The sequence below is a fragment of the Actinacidiphila alni genome (assembly GCF_900112845.1).
GTDB classification, from domain to species: domain Bacteria; phylum Actinomycetota; class Actinomycetes; order Streptomycetales; family Streptomycetaceae; genus Actinacidiphila; species Actinacidiphila alni.
The window spans coordinates 28,428-48,184 of record NZ_FONG01000001.1 but is presented as its reverse complement, the minus strand read 5'-3'; the positions used below and the strand labels follow the sequence as shown (position 1 = coordinate 48,184).

At 72.2% G+C, this 19,757-nt stretch carries 16 protein-coding genes; 12 read left to right on the top strand and 4 right to left on the bottom strand.

All coding sequences use genetic code 11. The annotated features are described in order from the left end of the window. Window positions 1–208 precede the first annotated feature (208 nt). Window positions 209–1,048 carry a Rossmann-fold NAD(P)-binding domain-containing protein gene (locus BM076_RS00185; protein ID WP_093711235.1) on the bottom strand — a complete coding sequence of 280 codons (840 nt, stop codon included), beginning with the start codon at window positions 1,046–1,048 and terminating at the stop codon, window positions 209–211. Window positions 1,049–1,137: 89 nt separating this feature from the next. Then, window positions 1,138–1,857, bottom strand: coding sequence for a GntR family transcriptional regulator (locus tag BM076_RS00180; protein WP_407640596.1), 720 nt, complete (start codon window positions 1,855–1,857; stop codon window positions 1,138–1,140). Between the two features lie 246 nt (window positions 1,858–2,103). Here BM076_RS00180 and BM076_RS00175 point away from each other — a divergent pair, with 246 nt between their 5' ends. The 9 genes from BM076_RS00175 to BM076_RS00135 all read left to right on the top strand — a co-directional run bounded on the left by BM076_RS00175 (window position 2,104) and on the right by BM076_RS00135 (window position 13,824). Beyond that, window positions 2,104–3,135: a LacI family DNA-binding transcriptional regulator gene (locus BM076_RS00175; protein WP_093711234.1), complete on the top strand. Its 1,032-nt coding sequence runs from the start codon at window positions 2,104–2,106 to the stop codon at window positions 3,133–3,135. A gap of 99 nt (window positions 3,136–3,234) precedes the next feature. Continuing rightward, on the top strand, window positions 3,235–5,538 hold the full coding sequence (locus BM076_RS00170; protein WP_093711233.1) for an endo-1,4-beta-xylanase: 2,304 nt from the start codon (window positions 3,235–3,237) through the stop codon (window positions 5,536–5,538). Window positions 5,539–5,542: 4 nt separating this feature from the next. Beyond that, window positions 5,543–6,997, top strand: coding sequence for an ABC transporter substrate-binding protein (locus BM076_RS00165; RefSeq protein WP_093711232.1), 1,455 nt, complete (start codon window positions 5,543–5,545; stop codon window positions 6,995–6,997). 45 nt (window positions 6,998–7,042) lie between these two features. Continuing rightward, complete coding sequence (locus tag BM076_RS00160; RefSeq protein ID WP_093711231.1) at window positions 7,043–8,053, top strand: carbohydrate ABC transporter permease; 1,011 nt, start codon at window positions 7,043–7,045, stop codon at window positions 8,051–8,053. Between the two features lie 14 nt (window positions 8,054–8,067). Continuing rightward, entirely contained in the window at window positions 8,068–8,964 is an 897-nt protein-coding gene (locus tag BM076_RS00155; protein WP_093711230.1) for a carbohydrate ABC transporter permease, read from the top strand. Between the two features lie 52 nt (window positions 8,965–9,016). Then, window positions 9,017–10,006, top strand: a complete 990-nt coding sequence (locus tag BM076_RS00150; protein ID WP_218160018.1) for a Gfo/Idh/MocA family protein — start codon at window positions 9,017–9,019, stop codon at window positions 10,004–10,006. Further along, on the top strand, window positions 10,003–11,013 hold the full coding sequence (locus tag BM076_RS00145; RefSeq protein WP_093711229.1) for a Gfo/Idh/MocA family protein: 1,011 nt from the start codon (window positions 10,003–10,005) through the stop codon (window positions 11,011–11,013). Before BM076_RS00150 ends, BM076_RS00145 begins: the two co-directional genes overlap by 4 nt. Further along, on the top strand, window positions 11,010–13,043 hold the full coding sequence (locus tag BM076_RS00140; RefSeq protein WP_093711228.1) for an MGH1-like glycoside hydrolase domain-containing protein: 2,034 nt from the start codon (window positions 11,010–11,012) through the stop codon (window positions 13,041–13,043). Before BM076_RS00145 ends, BM076_RS00140 begins: the two co-directional genes overlap by 4 nt. Further along, a complete protein-coding gene (locus BM076_RS00135) occupies window positions 13,036–13,824 on the top strand; it encodes a phytanoyl-CoA dioxygenase family protein (protein WP_093711227.1) in 789 nt (262 codons plus the stop codon). The genes BM076_RS00140 and BM076_RS00135 overlap by 8 nt, the downstream gene beginning before the upstream one ends. Window positions 13,825–13,846: 22 nt before the next feature. Here BM076_RS00135 and BM076_RS00130 read toward each other — a convergent pair whose 3' ends face one another. Together BM076_RS00130 and BM076_RS00125 are read right to left on the bottom strand one after the other, a co-directional pair. Continuing rightward, a complete protein-coding gene (locus BM076_RS00130; protein WP_093711226.1) occupies window positions 13,847–14,833 on the bottom strand; it encodes a LacI family DNA-binding transcriptional regulator in 987 nt (328 codons plus the stop codon). Further along, window positions 14,830–16,140 carry a Gfo/Idh/MocA family protein gene (locus BM076_RS00125; RefSeq protein ID WP_093711225.1) on the bottom strand — a complete coding sequence of 437 codons (1,311 nt, stop codon included), beginning with the start codon at window positions 16,138–16,140 and terminating at the stop codon, window positions 14,830–14,832. The genes BM076_RS00130 and BM076_RS00125 overlap by 4 nt, the downstream gene beginning before the upstream one ends. A gap of 232 nt (window positions 16,141–16,372) precedes the next feature. Between BM076_RS00125 and BM076_RS00120 the strand changes: the two genes are divergently transcribed. From BM076_RS00120 to BM076_RS00110, 3 genes are all read left to right on the top strand, one after another. Further along, entirely contained in the window at window positions 16,373–17,359 is a 987-nt protein-coding gene (locus BM076_RS00120; protein WP_093711224.1) for an acetylxylan esterase, read from the top strand. A 214-nt stretch (window positions 17,360–17,573) separates the two neighbouring features. After that, window positions 17,574–18,440, top strand: coding sequence for a (2Fe-2S)-binding protein (locus BM076_RS00115; protein ID WP_245795611.1), 867 nt, complete (start codon window positions 17,574–17,576; stop codon window positions 18,438–18,440). Between the two features lie 175 nt (window positions 18,441–18,615). After that, the gene (locus BM076_RS00110; RefSeq protein WP_093711223.1) at window positions 18,616–19,674 is read left to right on the top strand and encodes a DUF2637 domain-containing protein; all 1,059 of its coding nucleotides are present in this window, start codon (window positions 18,616–18,618) and stop codon (window positions 19,672–19,674) included. Window positions 19,675–19,757 lie beyond the last annotated feature (83 nt).

The window sequence follows — 19,757 nt, the reverse complement described above, 5'->3', positions numbered from 1 at the left end:
TTTTGCGACCACCGGCCGGTGGGGGCGGGCCGCGCAGTTCCCCGCGCCCCTTTCGGGCACCCACTTCCGTCAGCGCAGCGCCGCGTCCCCGCGCCCCTAAAAGACCTCGCTCGCCGTCAGGCAAGAAGGCACCCCCGCCAGGGGATCACGCACCGCCCTCCGCAGGAGAACAGGCGCCGCGCTCCGCGGGGAGAGGGGGTACCCGGAGTCAGGGAGTCCATATGCCAGCGGCAGCGGTGGCGCGGGCATAGGCGGAGAAGTCGCGCGGGCCGCGACCGAGGGCCTGGTGGACGCCGTCCGAGAGGTGGGCGTTGCGACCGTCGAGGACCTCGGCGAAGAGAGCGGTGAGGAGCCCGACGACTTCCTCGGGCACCCCGTCGGCGGCGAGAGCGGCACCGTACTGGTCGACGGGCAGGTACGTGTACCTGATGTCGCGCCCGGAGGCACGCCCGATCTCCGCGACCGCCTCGCCGAAGGTGAGCAACCGGGGCCCGGTGACCTCGTAGAGCCGCCCGACGTGCCCGTCCTCGGTGAAAGCGGCGACGGCGACGTCCGCGATGTCGTCGGCGTCGACGAACGGCTCGCCGACATCGCCCGCGGGCAGCGCGATCTCGCCGGCGAGCACGGGCCCCAGCAGATAGTCCTCGCTGAAGTTCTGGGCGAACCAGCTCGCCCGTACGATCGTCCAGTCGGCGCCGCTGTCCCGGACGGCCTGCTCGCCGCGCAGCGCGCCCGCCTCGCCGCGGCCGGAGAGCAGGACGAGTCGGCGTACGCCCAGCTCGACGGCGAGCGCGGCGAAGGCACCGACGTCGTCGGCGCCCTCGGGGGCGGCCAGGTCCGGCGAGTAGGCGATGTAGGCGGCGGTGGCGCCGTCCAGGGCCTTGGGCCAGGTGGCGCGGTCCTCCCAGAGGAAGGGCGGCTCACCGGCCCGGGAGCCGATCCGGACGTGCCGGCCGCGGGCCCGCAGTCCCGCCGCGACCCGGCGGCCGGTCTTGCCGGTGCCGCCGAGGACCAGCACGTTCTCGTGGTGTGTCGCTGTCGGTGTCATGGCTCAAGCCAACGCCTGCGGGCCCGCCGCGGACCATGGCCCACGCGCTCACCGGCATACGCGCGCGTCCAGGCGTGGTCAGCCCGTGCTCAGCCCCGGGCGGAGCCGGAGAAATGCTCCCTGACCAGCGCTTCGACGGTGTCGAGGTCGCCCGAGACGAGCGCGTCGAGCAGCACGGCGTGCTCGGTGGCGTCGGCGAGCAGCTCGGCCGGGCGGGTGGCGCGCGAGGGGTGCCGGACGGCCAGCGGCCACTGCGCGCGGCGGTGCAGTTCGTCGGCGACCGAGACGAGCTGGAGATTGCCGGACAGGGCGAGCATCGCGCGGTGGAAGGCGCGGTCGGACTCGGCGTAGGCGGCCCGGTCGCCGAGCGCGGCGGCGGTGACGGTGGCCTCGGCCAGCGGGCGCAGCGCCTCCCAGCGGTCGGCGGCCACGCTGCGGGCCAGGCCCAGCACCACCGGCACCTCCAGCAGGGCGCGTATCTCGGCCAGCTCGGCCAGGTCGCGGGAGCTGCGTTCGGTGATCCGGAAGCCGCGGTTGGGCAGCACCTCGACCGCGCCTTCCCTGGCCAGCAGCTGCATGGCCTCGCGGACGGGCGTCGCGGACACCCCGTAGCGGCTCGCGAGCGCGGGCGCGGAGTGCACGGTGCCGGGCGGCAGCTCGCCGGTGACCAGGGCGTGCCGCAGCTCGCCGAGCACCTGGTCGCGTACGGACAGCCGCTCGGGCATGCGGCGCGGCGCGGGCAGCCCGGCCCGCCGCGCTGCGGCTCGCTCCACCGCGCCGTCCTCTCCTCGTCCGGATCGCCGCGCCACCCGTACGGCGCAGTCGGGTAAGGGTAACCCGCGTCCGGAGCGAGACAGGAAAGCCTTTCCTAAGCGGCGATGACGGCCGCGCGCACGGCACTCCCCCGGCCCGTACCGCCGAAATCCCCAACAACAGTTTCTGCGCGACGCATTGACGTTGGACCAGTCCAACACTAGCTTCCAGAATCACGGTTGGACTGGTCCAACAGCCGTATCCCACCCCCGTATTGGACCAGTCCAAGAGAAGGGACCGTGATGGCGAAACTGACCATCCGCGATATCGCACGGCTCTCCGGGCTCTCGAAGTCCACGGTCTCCCTGGTGCTGAACGACAGCCCCAAGGTGGACCCGGCCACGCGCCGTCGTGTGCTGGAGGTCATGCGCCGCCACAACTACGTCCCCAGCTTCGCGGCGACCGCGCTCGCCAAGGGCGACACCGGGCTGATCGGCATGATCGTGCCTGGTCTGACCTGGCGTTTCATGGCCAATGTCAACTACGGCGTGGCCAAGGTCGTCGAGGACACCAAGTACGAGATCGTGCTGTTCACCAGCACCAACGAGCGGGACTACGACAGCGTCGTGGACCGCGTCCTCAGTTCGGGACTGAGCGCCGGGCTGCTGGTCGTCACGCACGACGGGCAGCCGCTGGACCGGCTGACCGACCTGCACCGGGCCGGTATGCCGATCGTGCTGATCGACACGGTCGGCGGCGCCCGCGACCTGCCGTCCGTGGGCGCGGACAACTACGCGGGCGGCCTCGCCGCGGGCCGCCATCTGATCGGTCTCGGGCACCGCAGGATCGCCTGCGTCCTCGGCCCCGTCGACCACCCCTACGTCAGGGAGCGCCGCCGCGGCCTGCGGGACGCGCTCGCCGAGGCCGGGATCGAGCCCGATCCCGCGCTGGAGGCCGAGACGGACTTCGAGCACCAGCTGATCCGGGAACGCACCGGTGAGCTGATGGCGCTGCCCGCCGCGCGCCGGCCGACGGCGATCTTCGCCTTCCACGACTCGGCGGCCTTCACGCTGCTCGACACGCTGGCCGAGCGCGGGCTGCGGGTGCCCGAGGACGTGTCGGTGATCGGCTTCAACGACATCGACGCGGCCTCGCACGTCCGCCCGGCCCTGACCACCATCCGCCAACCGTTCACCGACATGGGCAGGCAGGCGGCCCGGCTGCTGCTGACCGCCCTGGACCCGGCGGCGGAGCCCGCCGCCGACCCGCACCCCGTCCTCCCCACCGAACTCGTCGTCCGGGACAGCACAGGAGCCGTACCGGCCACCGGCTGAACCCGTACGTCCCCGGCTTTCCCTTTCCTTTCACGGCTCCCGCAGCCGCCGCACGGAGCAGAGAGCGCCGTGCCCACCATTCCCCAAAGGGGTTTGTCCATGAGGCATTTCGGCCTGCCGAAAAAGACAGGAGTATGTGTCGCCACACTGTTGCTGGCCGCATTCACGGTGCAGTTCGCGCCGACCGCGGCCCGCGCCGCGGATCCCGTGCAGATCCTGCCGGCCGATCCGCTGCCCGCATTCACCCAGACCAAGGGAAGTCCCGCACCGCAGACGCAGATCGTCCCGGTCACCGGCAGTTCCGATTTCAGCCGGGCACTCCAGATCACCACCACGGCCGCGCCCACGAGCGCGGGCCTCGACGGTGAGTACGAGTACGCGCTCGGCGCCGGGACCGTCGCGTCGGTGAAGACCGACGACGCGGCGGTGATGACCTTCTGGGCGCGTTCGGTCACCCCCGCCGCCGGGCAGGACGCCGGCTACGCGACCGCCGTCTTCGAACGGGACGGCGGCAGCTTCAAGAAGTCCGCGACCGCGCCGCTGCGCTTCACCAGCACCTGGACGAAGTTCAGTTATCCCTTCCGGATCGCCGAGGACTACGCGCCCGGCGAGGCGCACTTCCAGTTCTGGCTGGGCTACGGCGCCCAGACCTTCCAGATCGCCGGGGTGTCGGTCACCGACTGGGGCCAGGGCACTCCGGCCGGCTATCCGACGATCAGCTACGCGGGCCGGGACGCGGACGCCTCCTGGCGCGCGGCGGCCGACGCCCGTATCGACCAGTACCGCAAGGGCGGTCTGACGGTGAAGGTGGTGGACGCCGCGGGACACCCGGTGCCCGGCGCCACGGTGAAGGCCGACATGCAGGACCACGCCTTCGGCTTCGGCACCGCGGTCGACGCGGCGACGATGATGGCGAACACCGCCGACGGCCAGAAGTACCGGCAGGCGGTGACCAACGGCGACTTCAACCGGGTCACCTTCGGCAACAACCTCAAGTGGAACCACTGGGAGAACACCACCGAGCGCGCCACCGTCACGCTGCCCGCCCTGAAGTGGGTGCGTGAGCAGGGGCTCGACTTCCGCGGCCACAATCTGATCTGGCCGTCGTGGGGCAACATGCCCGCCGATGTGCAGGGCCTGGCGGGCGACAGGACCGCGCTGCGGTCCCGGATCGACACCCACATCACCGACGAGGCGAGCGCCCTGACCGGCCAGGTCGACACCTGGGACGTGGTCAACGAGCCCTACTCCGAGCACAACGTGCAGGACATCATGGGCCCGGACGAGATCAATCGCTGGTACAACCTCGCCCGGCAGGCGGACCCCAAGGCGAAGCTGGTGCTCAACGACTACGACCTGCTGGAGGACAACGGCTGGGACAAGCGCCACCAGGACTACATCACCGGCCTCGTCACCCGGATCAAGAACGGCGGCTACCCGCTCCAGGGCCTCGGCCTGGAAAGCCACTTCACCGGTCTCCAGCCCACCCCGCCGCAGGACGTCTACGACCTGCTGAACCGGTACGCGGCGCTCGGACTGCCGCTGGAGGCCACCGAGTTCGACATCCCGACCACCGACCAGCAGCTCCAGGCGGACTACACCCGCGACTTCATGACGATCCTCTTCAGCCAGCCCGACGTGACCGCGATCAGCACCTTCGGGATCTGGGAGAAGAACATCTGGAACCCGCTGGCGGCGCTCTACAACGCCGACTGGTCGCTCAAGCCCAACGGCCAGGTCTGGCACGACCTGGTGACCAGGCAGTGGTGGACCAACGCGTCCGGCACCACCGACAGCGCGGGCGCGTACACCACCCGCGGTTTCCTCGGGGACTACGTGGTCACGGTGACGGCGAACGGCGCCACCGAGAAGGTCCATGTGGATCTGGCGACCAACGCGGGCAGGACGGTCACCGTCGTGGCCGACGGAACGCCCTCCGACGACACCGAGTTGCTCGGCAACGCCGACGCGGAGAAGGGCAGCGTCGGCTGGTACGGCTTCAGCCCCAGCACGGTGAAGCCCGACACCACGACCTTCCACGCCGGCCAGGTGGCCGTCCGCTCCACCGGGCGGACCGCCGAGTGGCAAGGGCCGGCGCAGGGTGTCCAGGTGGCGAACGGGCAGCGCTACACCTCGGACGCCTGGGTGCGGCTGGCGGGCGGCGGGGTGTCGAGCACCACCGCGCAGATCAAGATCAAGCTCAGCTACACCGACGGCACGTCGGAGTCGGTGCCGCTCGCGAGCGGCACGGTGACCACCGGCGGCTGGACACATCTCGCGTCGGCCGGCGCCGTACCCCTGTCCTTCGGCAAGACCCTCGACCACGCCGAATGGTGGGTCAGTACGGCCGCGGGGACCAACGACCTCCTCATCGACGACGCATCGCTCAAGAACGGAGCGTAGCCCCATGTCCCCGATCAGCAGACGCGGCTTCCTCACCGCTTCCGCCGCGCTCGGCGGCGGCCTGACCGCCTGTTCGTCCTCGTCCGCCAAGTCCACGCCGTCCGGCACGAGGACCGTCACCCACTGGGACTGGTTCGTCAGCCAGGAACCGTGGATCAAGAACGAGATAGCGGTCTTCGAGAAGGCCAACCCGAAGATCAGGATCAAGCGGACGGTCCAGGTCAGCGACAAGTACCCGGACCTGATCAATCTGGCGTTCCGCGGCGGCGACGCCCCGGACTTCTTCCAGATCCCGTCCACCCCCGCCTTCCCCGACCAGGTCGCGCAGGGCTGGCTGGAGCCGCTGGACGCCCGCGCCACGGCGGCCTGGCAGTCCCGTTTCCCGCAGGGCAGCTTCTTCAACGGCGTCGACATGGTCGACGGCAAGGTCTACAGCGCGCCCTTCGGCGGCGCCGCCCCCTGGCTCCAGCTCTACATCCACAACGGCCTGTTCAAGCAGGCCGGCATCACCAACCCCGACGGCAGCGTCAAGCTCCCCAGGACGTGGGACGACGTGACGCTGGCGGCCGAGGCGATCACCAAGAAGAGCGGCGGCAAGGCGCACGGCATCGGCTTCGGCAACGCCCAGAACGCCACCCTGACCTGGTGGATCGAGCTGTTCGTCCGCGGCGCCGGCTCCCCCGCCGGATACGGCACCGACGGCCCGGACTACCGGGTCGGGAAGTGGACCTTCGGCTCCGACCGCAATTACGCCGACTTCCTGACGCTGCTGCTGGAGTGGAAGAAGAAGGGCTACATCTACCCGAGCGCGATGAGCATCGGCGACGAGCAGGCGCGGGCGTTCTTCGAGCGCGGCAAGTTCGGCATCACCGTCGGCGGGGTGTGGAACCAGCCCACCTGGGCCGAGCACCACTTCTCCGACTACAGCCTGACAACGCTGCCGTCGCCGACCACGACCCCCAAGGCGTTCTTCTACTACCCGCCCGGCGGCCGGGTGTTCGGGGTGTCGAAGGCGGCCGCGCTGACCGACGAGGCATGGGCCTGGTTCGACCATCTGCACAGCGTCGAGGCCGGCCGCCGCTGGGTCGAGGCCGGACAGGGCCTGTCGGTGTTCCCGCGGGCCAATGACCAGGCGAAGATCACCTCCCCGCAGTTCCAGCAGTACGTGGACACCCGCAGGTACGCGCTGCCGTGGCCGGTGCCCGCGATCCGCAACCCCGAGGTGTCCCAGGTCGTCGTGCCCGCGGTCAAGCCGGATCTGCCGGACGTCACGGCCGGGCTCTACACCGGGCAGCTCAAGGACATGGGGGCGGCGCTCAGCGCGCTGGAGGACCGCAGGAACAAGGCGCTGGCCGACGGGGTGAAGGCGGCGCAGGCCAAGGGCGCCAAGGTCGGCCTCGCCGACTACGTCTTCGCCGACTGGGACCCGACCAAGCCGTACGTCAACAAGCCCGCGTAGCGCGTCCCGGGCGCCCGGCGCCCGGGCACAGAACGGAGGTCACCCGTGCCCCTCGTCGACACGGCGCCGAGCCCGCCCGCGCACCGCGGCGGGTCCGGTCCCGCCACCGCCGCCCCACCGCCGAAGGCCCCGCTGCGGACCCGGCTGTGGGCGGCGCGCTGGAGCTATCTCTACATCCTGCCGCTGCTGGCCCTCCTGCTGACCTTCGTCGTCTACCCGATCTTCGGCTCGCTGGTCTACACCTTCTACCGCTGGAACGGCATCGGCGAGCCCTCGGACTTCGTCGGCCTCGACAACTTCCGGCAGATCGCGCACGATTCGATCTTCTGGGACTCGGTCGCGCACACCTTCGTCTACGCGATCGTCGTCGTCCCGGTGCAGCTGGTGATCGCGCTGGCGCTGGCCCTGGTCCTCAACAACAAGAAGCTGCGCTTCTCCGCCTTCTACCGCACGCTGTTCTTCCTGCCGGTGGTGACGTCACCGGCCGTCGTCGGTGTCGTCGTGCAGCTGATGCTGTCCAACTTCGGTGACACGTTCAACAGCTGGCTGCTCGACGCGCACATCATCGACACCCCGGTGGACTGGCTGGGCAATCCGAGGATCGCGATGGGGATCATCATCCTCGTCGGCATCTGGCAGACCCTCGGCTACAACCTGGTCTACTTCCTGGCCGGGCTCCAGACCATCCCCGAGGAGATCAACGAGGCGGCGCGGATCGACGGCGCCGGGCCGGTCAGGACGTTCCTCCACATCACGGTGCCGATGCTCCGTTCGGTCGGCCTGATGATCGTGATCCTGGCCTTCATCGGCTCCTTCCAGGTCTTCGACCTGGTGCAGGTGCTGACCAACGGCGGACCGTACTTCGGCACCGAAGTCGTCAACACCTACATCTACCACCTGGCGTTCGGCGGGAACCAGGCCGCGGCCACCCAGCCGGACGTGGGCCTCGCGTCGGCCGCGTCCTTCTTCTACGGCCTGCTGCTCATCGGTTTCTCGGTGCTCCAGGTGCTGATCTTCCGCTCCATCGCCAAGCGCCGCGCCGCCGGGCGCGGGTGAAGGAGGACACCCGCATGGCACTGCTCACCGCACGGCGCCCCGCGCCCGGACCGCGGCCGGCCGGCCGCCGCCCCGCTGTCAACGCCCGCCGCGCCGCGGGGCGTTCGGCGACCCATGTGCTGCTGCTGATCGGCGGCCTGATCTGGCTGTTCCCCTTCCTGTGGACGCTGGGCAGCTCCTTCAAGAGCGCCGACGGCTTCTTCAGCCAGGGCCTGAATCCGATCCCGAAGCACGTCATGGTCTCCAACTACTCCGGCGCCTGGAAGGAGGCGTCCTTCGAGAAGTACTTCGTCAACACCGTGCTGGTCGCGGGCGGCGCGGTGGTGCTCACCCTGGCCGCGACCTCGATGGCCGGATACGTGCTGGCCCGCACCGAATTCCCCGGCCGCAAGGCGGTGATCGGGCTGATCTCGGTCACCCTGTTCCTGCCGCACGGCTACACGATCATCCCGATCTTCGACATCGTGCGCGGGCTGCATCTGCTGAACACCCTGTGGGCGGTGATCATCGTCCAGTCCTCCAGCAGCCTGGTCTTCGCGACCTTCCTGTTCATGGGCTACTTCTCCACGATGGACCGGGAGATCGAGGACGCGGCCCGGGTGGACGGCGCGAGCTTCCACCAGACCTTCTGGCGGGTGATGCTGCCGCTGTCCGGACCGATGCTGGCGACCGTCGGCCTGTTCACCTGCATCACGGCCTGGAACAGCTTCTTCATCCCGCTGGTCTTCACGCTCTCCAAGCCCGAACTGCACACGCTGCCGGTGGGGATGTACTCCTTCCTCGGCCAGAACTCCACCGACTGGACGTTCCTGTGCGCGGGTTCGGTGATCTCGCTGCTGCCGATCGTCGTCATCTTCCTGCTGCTCCAGCGCTACTTCGTCAACGGCCTGGCCGGCGCCGTCAAGGGCTAGCACCTCGGCCGGGACCTGATCTGTGCCTCCTTCCGTCCGGAAAGGACACCAAGTGCCTCTGCGTCTCGCCCTGTTGAGCTTCTGGCACGTACACGCACGCGACTACGCCCGGCAGGCCGCCGAGCATCCCGGCACCGAGACCGTCGCGGTCTGGGACGAGGATCCCGGCCGCGGCCGGCGGTGGGCCGCCGAACTGGGCGCCGATTTCCACCGGGACCTGGCCGGGCTGCTGGCCCGTACCGATGTGGACGCGGTGGTGGTCACCGCGCCGACCACCGCGCACCGGGAGGTGATCACCGCCGCGGCCGAGGCGGGCAAGCACGTCCTCACCGAGAAGGTGCTCGCGCCCACCTACGCCGAGTGCGAGCCGATCGTGGCCGCCGCCGAGAAGGCGGACACGGTCCTGATGCTCGCACTCCCCCGGCTGTACGACGGATACACCCTGGCGATCAGGGAGTTGCTCGCCGAGGGGGCGCTGGGCGACCTCACCTCGGTACGGGTCGGGCTGGCGCACGACGGCGCGCTCGGCGACGGCTGGCTGCCCGGCCACTTCTACGACCCGGCGCAGACGGCCGGCGGCGCGCTGATCGACCTCGGCTGCCACCCGATGTATCTGGCCCGGCTGTTCCTCGGCCGGATGCCGGAGTCGGTGACCGCGGTCCTCGGCCATGTCACCGGGCGCGCCGTGGACGACAACGCGGTCGCCGTCCTGCGCTGCGCCGACGGCGCGCTCGGCGTGGTCGAGGCCGGATTCGCCGCCGCCCGCTCGCCGTTCGGCATCGAACTGCACGGCACGCGCGGCAGCGCTCTTTACGGCACACCCGAGCCGCGGCTGCTGGTCGACACCGACGGGCAATGGCGCGAACGCGCGCTGCCGCCACGTTCGGGCACACCCTTCGAGCACTTCGTGCGGCACATCACCGAGGGCAGCAGGCCGCAGGAGAACCTCGCGCTCGGCCTGGACCTGACCCGGCTGATGGAAGCCGCCATGAACAGTGCCGGGACCGGCACCGGGACCACCGTCGCGGGGAGCGCCGTATGACCGTCACCATAGGGATCATCGGCTGCGGGAACATCTCCCGCAAGCACGTCCGCGGCCACCTGTCCGTACCGGAGCGGGCCACGATCGCCGCGGTGGCGGACGTGGACGCCGCCGTCGCCGCCGAGCGCGCGCAACAGGCGGGCGGCGCACGGGTGTTCACCGACTACCGGGAGCTGCTCGAGGACGGCGGCGTGGACGCCGTCGACATCTGCCTGCCGCACCATCTGCACGCGGAGGCGATCGTCGCGGCCGCCGAGGCGGGCAAGCACGTCCTGTGCGAGAAGCCGCTGTGCCTGACCGTCGCGGAGGCCGGGCGGATCGCGGACGCGGTGCGCGCCGCGGGCGTCACCCTGATGTGCGCGCACAATCAGCTGACGCTGCCCGCGGTCGCCCGCGCCAAGGAGCTGATCGACACAGGCGCGCTCGGCCGGGTCTACGACCTGCGCACCGCCGACAGCTTCTTCAACGACTTCGACCCGGCCACGATGGGCTGGCGGGCACACACCGCCACCAGCGGCGGCGGCGAACTGATCGACACCGGCTACCACCCCGCCTATCTGCTGCTGCACCTGGCAGGCGCCAGGCCCGCCGAGGTGACCGCGCTGCTCAGCACGCACCGGCTGTCCTTCATGGAGGGCGAGGACTCGGCGCGGGTGCTGGTCCGCTTCGAGGGCGGCGCGGTCGGCGAGATCGTCACCAGCTGGGCGTACGACCCGGCGCCCGGCACCGGGATGTTCGCCGTGGCGGGCGAGCGCGGCAGCCTGTGGAGCGACGGCACGACGCTGCGCCACCGGCAGCGCGGCGGCGGGACCGAGACGACGAGCTTTCCCACGGTGGACTCGGTGCCCGCCGTCTGCGCGGACTTCACCGCCCGGCTCACCGCCGGGGTCCGCCCGCCGCACACCGAGCAGGAGGGCACGGACGTCCTCACGGTGATCCTCGCGGCGTACGAGTCCGCGCGGGACCGGCGCACGGTCGCCGTGGCCGGACTCCGGGCGGGCCGGTGACGGGGCCCGGCGCGGCGCGGGACGCGGCCGAGGAACGCGGGGAAGCGGGGGGATACGCGGGCGCCGACTTCGACTTCGACCTGCGGCGGAGCGTGGCGGAGACCCTGTGGACCGGCAGCGGCTGGTCCACGGCGGCGCTGGTGCCGGGCACGGTGTGCGGGGTCGGCGCCTGCTACGCCCCGCCGCACGCGGCGCCGCAGGCCCGGCTCTCGGTCGCCTTCGAGGCCGGCGGCGTGCGCATCGAGGACAACGGCACCCCCGGCATCGCGGGCGGCGGCCTGCTGCTGGCCGGCGGCGTCTGGCGGCTGGACGGCATCGAGCGGCACGGCACCTACCACCGCAGGGACACCGGCGGCCGGCTGGTGTCGCTGTCGGTGCGCAGCACCCTGACCCCGCTGTACGGGCAGCCCGGCTACGCCCTGCTGATCCGGGTCCGCAACCGGGGCGACCACCCGCTGGACGTCCGCGTGCTGCCCGAGCTGACGTCGGGTCCCGTGGGCCGGGTGCCGCTCGGCGACTGGGGCTGGATGCCGCCGCTGCCGGAGCTGACCGGCCGCACCCGCGCCGAACTCGTCCACGAGGGACTGGAGTTGAGGCTCGATCCGGGCGGCGAGGGCGACTGCGCGCTGGCCGTACGGATCGGGGACGGTGTCCGCGGCGGATCACCGCGGGAGTGGGCGCGCGCCTCCCGCGAGCGTACGGCGGCCAGGACCGCGAAGGCGCTCGCCCGGGTGCCGCGGCTGGTCACCGATGTGCCGGGGCTCGACGCGTACTACCGGCGCTCGCTGGCCAGCGGTCTGGTCTGCCTGTGGGACAACCCGGCCTTCGCGACCTCGCCCTTCGTGGCGACCTCCGGCATCGACGGCGGCGCGCTGTGCGCGTACGCCTGGGACACCGGCGGCTATGCGCCGCACACCCTCGCGCTGATGCTCGGCGGCGCGGTGGGCGATGTGCTGGAGACCATGGTCAAGGCGGATCTGACGGACCATTACGCGATCGCGCCCGACGGTACGGGCACGGGTGTCGCGTACGCCTACAGCGGCTGGTCGCTGGTGATGCTGGCGCATGCGGCGGCCTGCCACGACGGGCTGGGCCCCGGCCTGCTCGCCCGGCTGCACGAGACGGAGTACCGCCTCGCCGACCGCTTCCCTGCGGCCGGCGAGCTGCGGGACTACGGCTCGCAGCACAATCTGCTGGAGATGCGCGGCTCCGGCTGGGAGCACGTCGTCGCCAGCCCCAACGCCGAACGCGCCTGGAGCCTGGACCTGTTGGCGGAGCTGGCGGAGGCGACCGGCGCCGCGCTGCCGGTGGCGGAGCTGCGCGCGCGGGCCGGCCGGATCCTGCGGGCGGTGCGCACCGAGCTGTGGGACGCGCGGGCGGGCTGGTTCCGCAGCCGCTATCCGGACGGGCACGGCGAACTCGCCTACTCCGTCCAGGCGTTCGACGCGCTGCGGGCCGGCGCCTGCACACCGGAGATGGCCGCGGCCCTGCTGTCGCACCTGCGCGAGGGCGCCTTCCTCGGCCCGTACGGGGTCAGCAGCGTCTCGGCGGAGGACGGCCCGCACTACGAACTCGGCGACGTCGACTGGTCGGGCGGCGGCGCCTACACCGGCGAGGCGCCGCAGTTGGCGCTCACGCTGTGGGAGCGCGGCGAGGACCGGACGGCGTGGGACGTGCTGTCCCGGGTGCTGTGGCTCGGCGCGCACTTCCCGTACTACCCGCAGGACCACTACTGCGACCGGCCGGCCGCACCGCCGCGCGGCCGGCGCGCCAATGTGATCGCCGGGCTGACCGGCGCGGAGGCGGTGCTCACCGGTCTCGCGGGGCTGCGGCCGCGCCCGGACGGCGCGCTGGACTGGGCGCCGCCCGCCTGGCTGCCGGGCGCCGTCGAACTGCGCGGGCTGCGCTACCGCGGCCACGAGATCGATCTGCGGCTGGCCGACGGCCGCGCCGCGGCGGCCGTGGACGGCCGCACCCACCGGGCCGGGACGTCCGGCCCCGTACGCATCCTGGAGGCACCCGATGGCTGACACCGACGCCGGGACGACAGAGCCCGGTGTGCTCGACCGCTTCGAGACCGACGGTTACGCGATCTTCCGCGGCGTCCTGGACCAGGAGCTGATCGCGGAGGCCGCGGGGCACGTGGACTGGCTGCGCCGCCGCCATCCGGGGCTGCGGACCGAGCAGCTCGGCCACACCCTGATGCGCGACGACCCGTTCTGGGTGCGGCTGGTCGCCGACCCGCGGCTGCTCGACATCGCGGAGCTGTTCGTCGGGCCCGACATCGACCTGTTCGCCTCGCACTACATCAGCAAGCCGCCGTACACGGGCCAGGCGGTGCTGTGGCACCAGGACGCGGCCTTCTGGCCGCTGGAGCCGATGCGGGTGGTGACGCTGTGGCTGGCCGTGGACCGCTCCACGCCGGAGAACGGCTGCGTCCGGCTGGTCCCGGGCAGCCACCGGGGCGGGATCGCCGCGATGCGGGCCAACACCGACGTCGACAATGTGCTGGGCGAGGAGATCGCGGTCGAGGTCGACGAGTCGGCGGCCGTCGACATGGTGCTCGCGCCCGGTGACGTGGAGGTGCACCATCCGGCGATCGTGCACGGCAGCGCGGCCAACACCTCGTCGCACCGCCGCTGCGGCCTGACGATCCGTTACATCCCGTCGTCCACACGGATCACGGCGCCGGAGCGGCCGTATCCCAGCGCCTTCCACCTGCGCGGCGAGCCGGGCGTCAACCTCTGCAATCCGGTGCCGGTGTACGACCCCGCGCGGCACTATCCCTTCAGCGGCGCGGGCCGTCGGTGACGGCACCGGACGGGCGCCCGCGTCAGGGGGCGGGCGCCCGGCCGGTGGACTCGCGGACGGTCAGCGCGGTGGGCAGGGCGACCAGCCGGGGCGGGCCCTGCGGGTCGGCGATCCGGGCCAGCAGCAGGTCGACGCCGTGCGCGCCCATCGCGTCGATGGGCACATGGACGGCGGTCAGCGCCGGATGGATGGCGCGGGCCAGGTAGGTGTCGTCGACCGTGATCAGGCTGAAGTCCCCCGGCACGGAACGGCCTTGACGGGCCAGGCCGCCCGCGACGCCGTGCGCGACCATGTCGTTGTGGGCGATCACCGCGGTGGCCCCGCTGGTCGGCACGAGGTCGGCGGCGGCCCGCCCGTTGTCGTAGGTGAGGTCGAACGGGCCGAGGTGCTCGACGAGTTCGACGCGGAATTCGTCGCAGGCGGCGCGCATCAGCCGCCGGAAGCCAGCGGTGCGTGCCGTCCTGGTGCCGTTGACGTACACGATCCTGCGGTGGCCGAGCGCGGCGAGGTGGCGGACCGCCTGCCGCATGCCGACCGGCAGTTCGGCGTAGGCGCAGTCGGTCTGCGGGACGTGCAGGCCGATGAGTGCGACCGGTCCGGCCGCGGCGAGCGAGCGGAGCATGTCCTCGGGCATCCGCGGCCCCGCGAGCAGCAGCCCGTCGGTCTGCCGGGCCATCGCCTTCGCCAGGCCGTACGCCTCGTCGTGCGCGTCGCCGGTCTCGGTGAGGAACAGGGCGCGGTCCGCGGTCCTGGCCCGCCGCTGCACCGACTTGACGATCTCCCCGAAGTACGGGTTGGCGATGTCGGGCACCAGCAGGCCGAGGGCACCGGTGCGGCCCCTGGCGAGCGAACTGGCCGTCCTGTTGGGGCTGAAGTCCAGCCGCCGGGCCACCGCGAGCACCCGCTCGCGGGTGTCGGCCCGGACGGTCTCCGGCAGGCTGAAGGTGCGCGAGACGGTGGACGCGGACACCCCGGCCTCGCGCGCCACGTCGGCCATGGTCGCGCTCATGGGACGCGGACCACGTCCGCGGTGTCGACCGCCTCGCCGGTGGCGAAGGACGCGTTGGCGGCGAGCCCGGTGGCCAGCGCCCACGCGCCGTCGGCCGCGGTCGACGCGGGTCCCGGCTCGCCGTCGTAGAGGGTGCGCAGCATCCGCGCGTCGCCGCCGCCGTGGCCCGCGTGGTCGAATTCCGGGACCTTCAGCTCGCGCGGCGGCTCCCACAGCGGGCGCAGCAGGATGCGCGCGCCGCCCGCGTTGTCCAGCGCGGTGTCGCCGTGCACCGCGCCCTTCGCGGACGACAGCCGGGCGCTCGGCCGCTGCCAGTGGCTCTCCACGACCTCCAGCTCCAGCCGGCCCCCGGTGCCGCTGAACATCACCCGGTAGCCCTCCCAGGGCGCGTACGCCGTGAGGTGATAGGACATCGACGCGCCCGTGTCGTACTGCACCAGGACGGCCATGTCGTCCTCGATGGTGATGCCGTCGCCGAAGACGTTGCGGTCGCGGTGGTAGCCGTCCGCGCCCTCCGCGTCGAGGTAGAGCGAGCGCAGGCCCTCGTTGTCGGCCAGGTGCAGCGCGAAGGGGTCGTCGGCCGCGGCGGGCGCGCCGTGCGCCCGGTCGTAGTCGCGGCGCAGGCCGGTGCGTTCGCCGTTCTCCCGGCCGTAGAAGGCGAGCCGTCCCGCCCCGTAGACGCGCCGCGGGCGAGCGCCGAGCCACCAGTTGACGAGGTCGAAGTGGTGGCCCGCCTTGTGCACCATCAGGCCACCGCTGTTGGCCTTCTCCCGGTGCCAGCGGCGGAAGTAGTCGGCGCCGTGCCGCACGTCGAGCAGCCACTCGAAGTGCACCGAGAGCACCTCGCCGACGGCGCCCGCGGCCAGTTCGGCCCTGACCCGCTCGTGCACCGGGTTGAAACGGTAGTTGAAGGCGACGGCCAGCGGGCTGCCGGTCTCCGCCACGGTGTCCAGGATGCGCCGGCAGCGCTCGCCGTCGGTCGTCATCGGCTTCTCGGTCACCACCCGGCAGCCGGCCCGCAGCGCGGGCACGATGTACGCGTCGTGGGTGGCGTCGACGGTGGTGACGACGACCTCCTCCACGCCCTCGGACCGCAGCATCCGCTCGAAGGCGTCCGGCGGATACGTCCGGGCCTCGGGACGCCCTGCGGCGGTGAGCAGCCGGTTGTGGTGGGCCATCCGTACCGGGTTGGGGTCGCAGAACGCCACCAGTTCCAGTCCGTCGCGGCGGGCCAGGCCCTCGGTGAACAACTGGGCGCGGTGGCCGGTCCCGACGAGGGCGGCTCTCCTGCGGTGCATGGCGGTCATGCCTCACCTCCGTGGACAGAAGGCTTGCACGCGCTTGCAGACGGGTCAATACAGCGGGCATCAAAGGAAGTTGACCGCCTATGTGCAGGCGCTTGCAGAACGTCGGGCGGGCGGGGGACGATTCCTGTCGCCGTTCGCGGCACGCCGGCTCGCACCTCCCCCGGTCTGGCCCGACTCGACCTGACTCGACCCGACCTGACTCGATCCGCCCCGATCCGTCTCTGGAGTCCGCATGGCCCTGTTCGACATGCCCCTCGACGACTTGCGCTCGTATCTCCCGGAGCGCCATGAGCCCGACGATTTCGACGCCTTCTGGAAACGCACCCTGGACGAGGCCGCGCAGCTCGCGCAGGACGGCCCGGCCACCGAATACCGGCCCTACGACGGCGGGCTGAGCACCGTCGAGGTCTACGACGTGACCTTCTCCGGCTGGGGCGGGCACCCGGTCGCGGCGTGGCTGATCGTGCCGAAGGGCGCGCCGGGCCCGGTGCCGTGCGTGGTGCAGTACATCGGGTACGGCGGCGGTCGCGGCCTGCCGCACGACCATCTGGTGTGGCCGGCCGGCGGCCGGGCGGCGTTCATCATGGACACCCGCGGCCAGGGCGCGGCGGGCCGGAACAGCGCGGGTGCCACGCCCGACCCGGTCGGCGGCGGGAATCCGCAGGCCCCCGGCTTCATGACGCGCGGCATCCTGGACCCCGCGACGTACTACTACCGCCGGGTCTTCACCGACGCGGTGCGCGCGGTGGACGCGGCAGCGGCCCACCCGGCCGTGGACGCCGCCCGGATCTGCGTGGCGGGCGGCAGCCAGGGCGGCGGCATCGCCACGGCGGTCGCGGGCCTGCGCCCCGACATAGCGGCGGCCCTGGTCGACGTGCCCTTCCTCCAGCACTTCCGGCGCGCGCTGACCCTCACCGACCAGGACCCGTACCAGGAGATCGTGCGCTTCCTGGCCACCCAACGCGGCGCCCAGGAACAGGTGTTGAGGACGCTGTCGTACATGGACGGGCTGAATTTCGCCGCGCGGGCGACCGCGCCCGCGCTGTATTCGGCGGCGCTGATGGACACCACCTGTGCGCCGTCCACCGTCTTCGCGGCCTACAACCACTGGGCGGGCGAGGAGAAGGAGATCACCGTCTATCCGTGGAACGGCCACGAGGGCGGCTCCACCGAGCGCCGCCCGGAACAACTGCGCTGGCTCCGGGACCGGGTGGCGTAACGGCAGCGGGCGGCTCCCCGGCGACGGGCGGCGCGGAGGCAGGGAAATCGGCGTCCCCCGAATGCCGTAGCCGGACCCCGGGTCGACTTGCCGGGACACCCTCGGGCATGAGTAAGGTAAGCCTTACCTCGTAACGATCTCGGTGGCGCGGTCCTGGCGCCGCGCCGCCGGTGTCGCGACCTCGCCCCGCTCGACACGCCCGATGGTGAGCCGCATGCCCGTACCCGCCGCACCGCCGCCCGCCGCCCCGGCCGGATCGCCGCTGTCCGCGGCGTACGCCCGGCTCGCGGAGGTCTTCCCGGGGCTCGCCGTGACCTCGGTGAGCGGCGGACTGCCGGACGGGCCCGGCTGGACGTGCGCCCGGGAGCTGGCCGAGGGCGGTCCCGCCGCGCACACGCTGACCGCCGCCGTGGCCGCCCAGGTGACCGCGGACCACGGCCGGCAGCCGCGGCCCGACGTGGCGGCGGCGCTGGCCCTGCACCGCTACACCTGGCCGGCGTGCCTGCTCTTCACCGTGCCGTGGTTCGTCGCGCGCCGGGTGCCGCGGCTCGCGGTGACCGATGTGGCCTTCGACGCCGCCGCGGGCCGGATGGCGGTCAGTGCGCGGTCCTTCGCGTGCCTGCCCGGCGACCCGGCCGCCGCCCTGCCGGGTGCCCGCGTCCTGCCCGACGAGGCGGCGCTGCGCGACGAGTTGCGGGCCGCGGTCGCGGAGCATCTCGGCCCGATCCTGACCGGCTTCGGGCCGCGGCTGCGGCGCGGCCCGCGCGCGCTGTGGGGCATGGCGACCGACGAGATCACCGAAGGACTGTGGCGGATCGGCCAGTTGCTGGGCGAGGAGGAGCGGGCCGCGGCCGAACTCTCCGCCCTGCTGCCCGGTGGCACTACGCCGTATGCCGGAGGCGCCGCCTTCCGCGAACTGACGGCACCAATCGGTACTGACGAACCGTCACCGACGGTCACCCGCACCCGGGACCGGCTGACCTGCTGCCGCTTCTATACGATCAGCCCGGCGGACGCCTGCACCACCTGCCCGCGGACCTGCGACGCGGACCGGATCAGGCGACTGGTCTCGGCGGCCTGAAGATCACGCTACGATCTCGCTCAACTGAGCTGTTCTGGCACGGGAGTTCGAGCAATCCATCCAAAGGCGTGCTCTTGGGCCATAACCTCCACAGTCATCCGCGCTCTTCGCAAAGATGTCGGTCGTAAGCCGTCCCGCGGCCCGAGCGCGACGGAAGCGACACTAGGAATCGCACATGAGACTTACCGACATATCGCTGGACTGGGCGCTCTCGGGGGCCATCGGCCTGGTCGTCCTCGCGGCCTGCGTCGTGGTGTTCCGCAACCGGAAGGCGAACCCCGCCGACGGCGCCCAGACCGACTCGTGGGAGCGCAGCGAGGAGCGGCGGCGCCGCAAGGAGGCGATATACGGCAGTGCCTCGTACGTGCTGCTCTTCTGCTGCGCCGCCGTCGCCGCCGCGCTGTCCTTCCACGGCCTGGTCGGCTTCGGCCGGGAGAATCTCAATCTGAGCGGCGGCTGGGAGTACCTGGTCCCGTTCGGCCTGGACGGCGCCGCGATGTTCTGCTCGGTGCTCGCGGTGCGCGAGGCCAGCCACGGTGACGCGGCGCTCGGCTCGCGCATGCTGGTGTGGCTGTTCGCCGGAGCGGCGGCCTGGTTCAACTGGGTGCACGCGCCGCGCGGCATGGGCCACGCGGGCGCGCCGCAGTTCTTCGCCGGGATGTCGCTGTCGGCCGCGGTGCTCTTCGACCGGGCGCTGAAGCAGACCCGCAGGGCGGCGCTGCGCGAGCAGGGCCTGGTCCCCCGCCCGCTGCCGCAGATCCGCATGGTGCGGTGGCTGCGGGCGCCGCGCGAGACGTACGCGGCCTGGTCCCTGATGCTGCTTGAGGGTGTGCGCAGCCTGGACGAGGCGGTCGAGGAGGTCCGCGAGGACCGGCGGGAGCGCGAGCAGACCATGCTGCGCCGCCGCGACCACGACCGGCTGGAGCGGGCCCGGGTCAAGGCGCTCAACCGGCAGCACCGCACCTGGCCGCGTGGCGGGCGCGGCGGCCGTCAGGTCGAACTGCCGCCGGCCGCATCGGCCGCCGGCGGCGGCCAGGCCGCATCGGAGCCTGCCATAGGGGAGGTCTCGGCGGCCGAACTGCCGGTCCGCGCCCGTCCGGCGCTCCAGCCGGTACGCGAGGAGGCCGCGGCGCCGCTGACCATCGACCTCACGGCCGAGGACGACACGATGACGCTGCCGCGTCTTGACTCGCTGGAGCGCAAGCTGGAGGAGATGGAGCGTCAGTTCGGCTGACGCCCGAGACCCGGGCGAAGTGGTCCGGGGGTCCGGGGACGCCCCGGCCGCACGGGGTTCCGGGGGTGCGCACCGACCGAAGA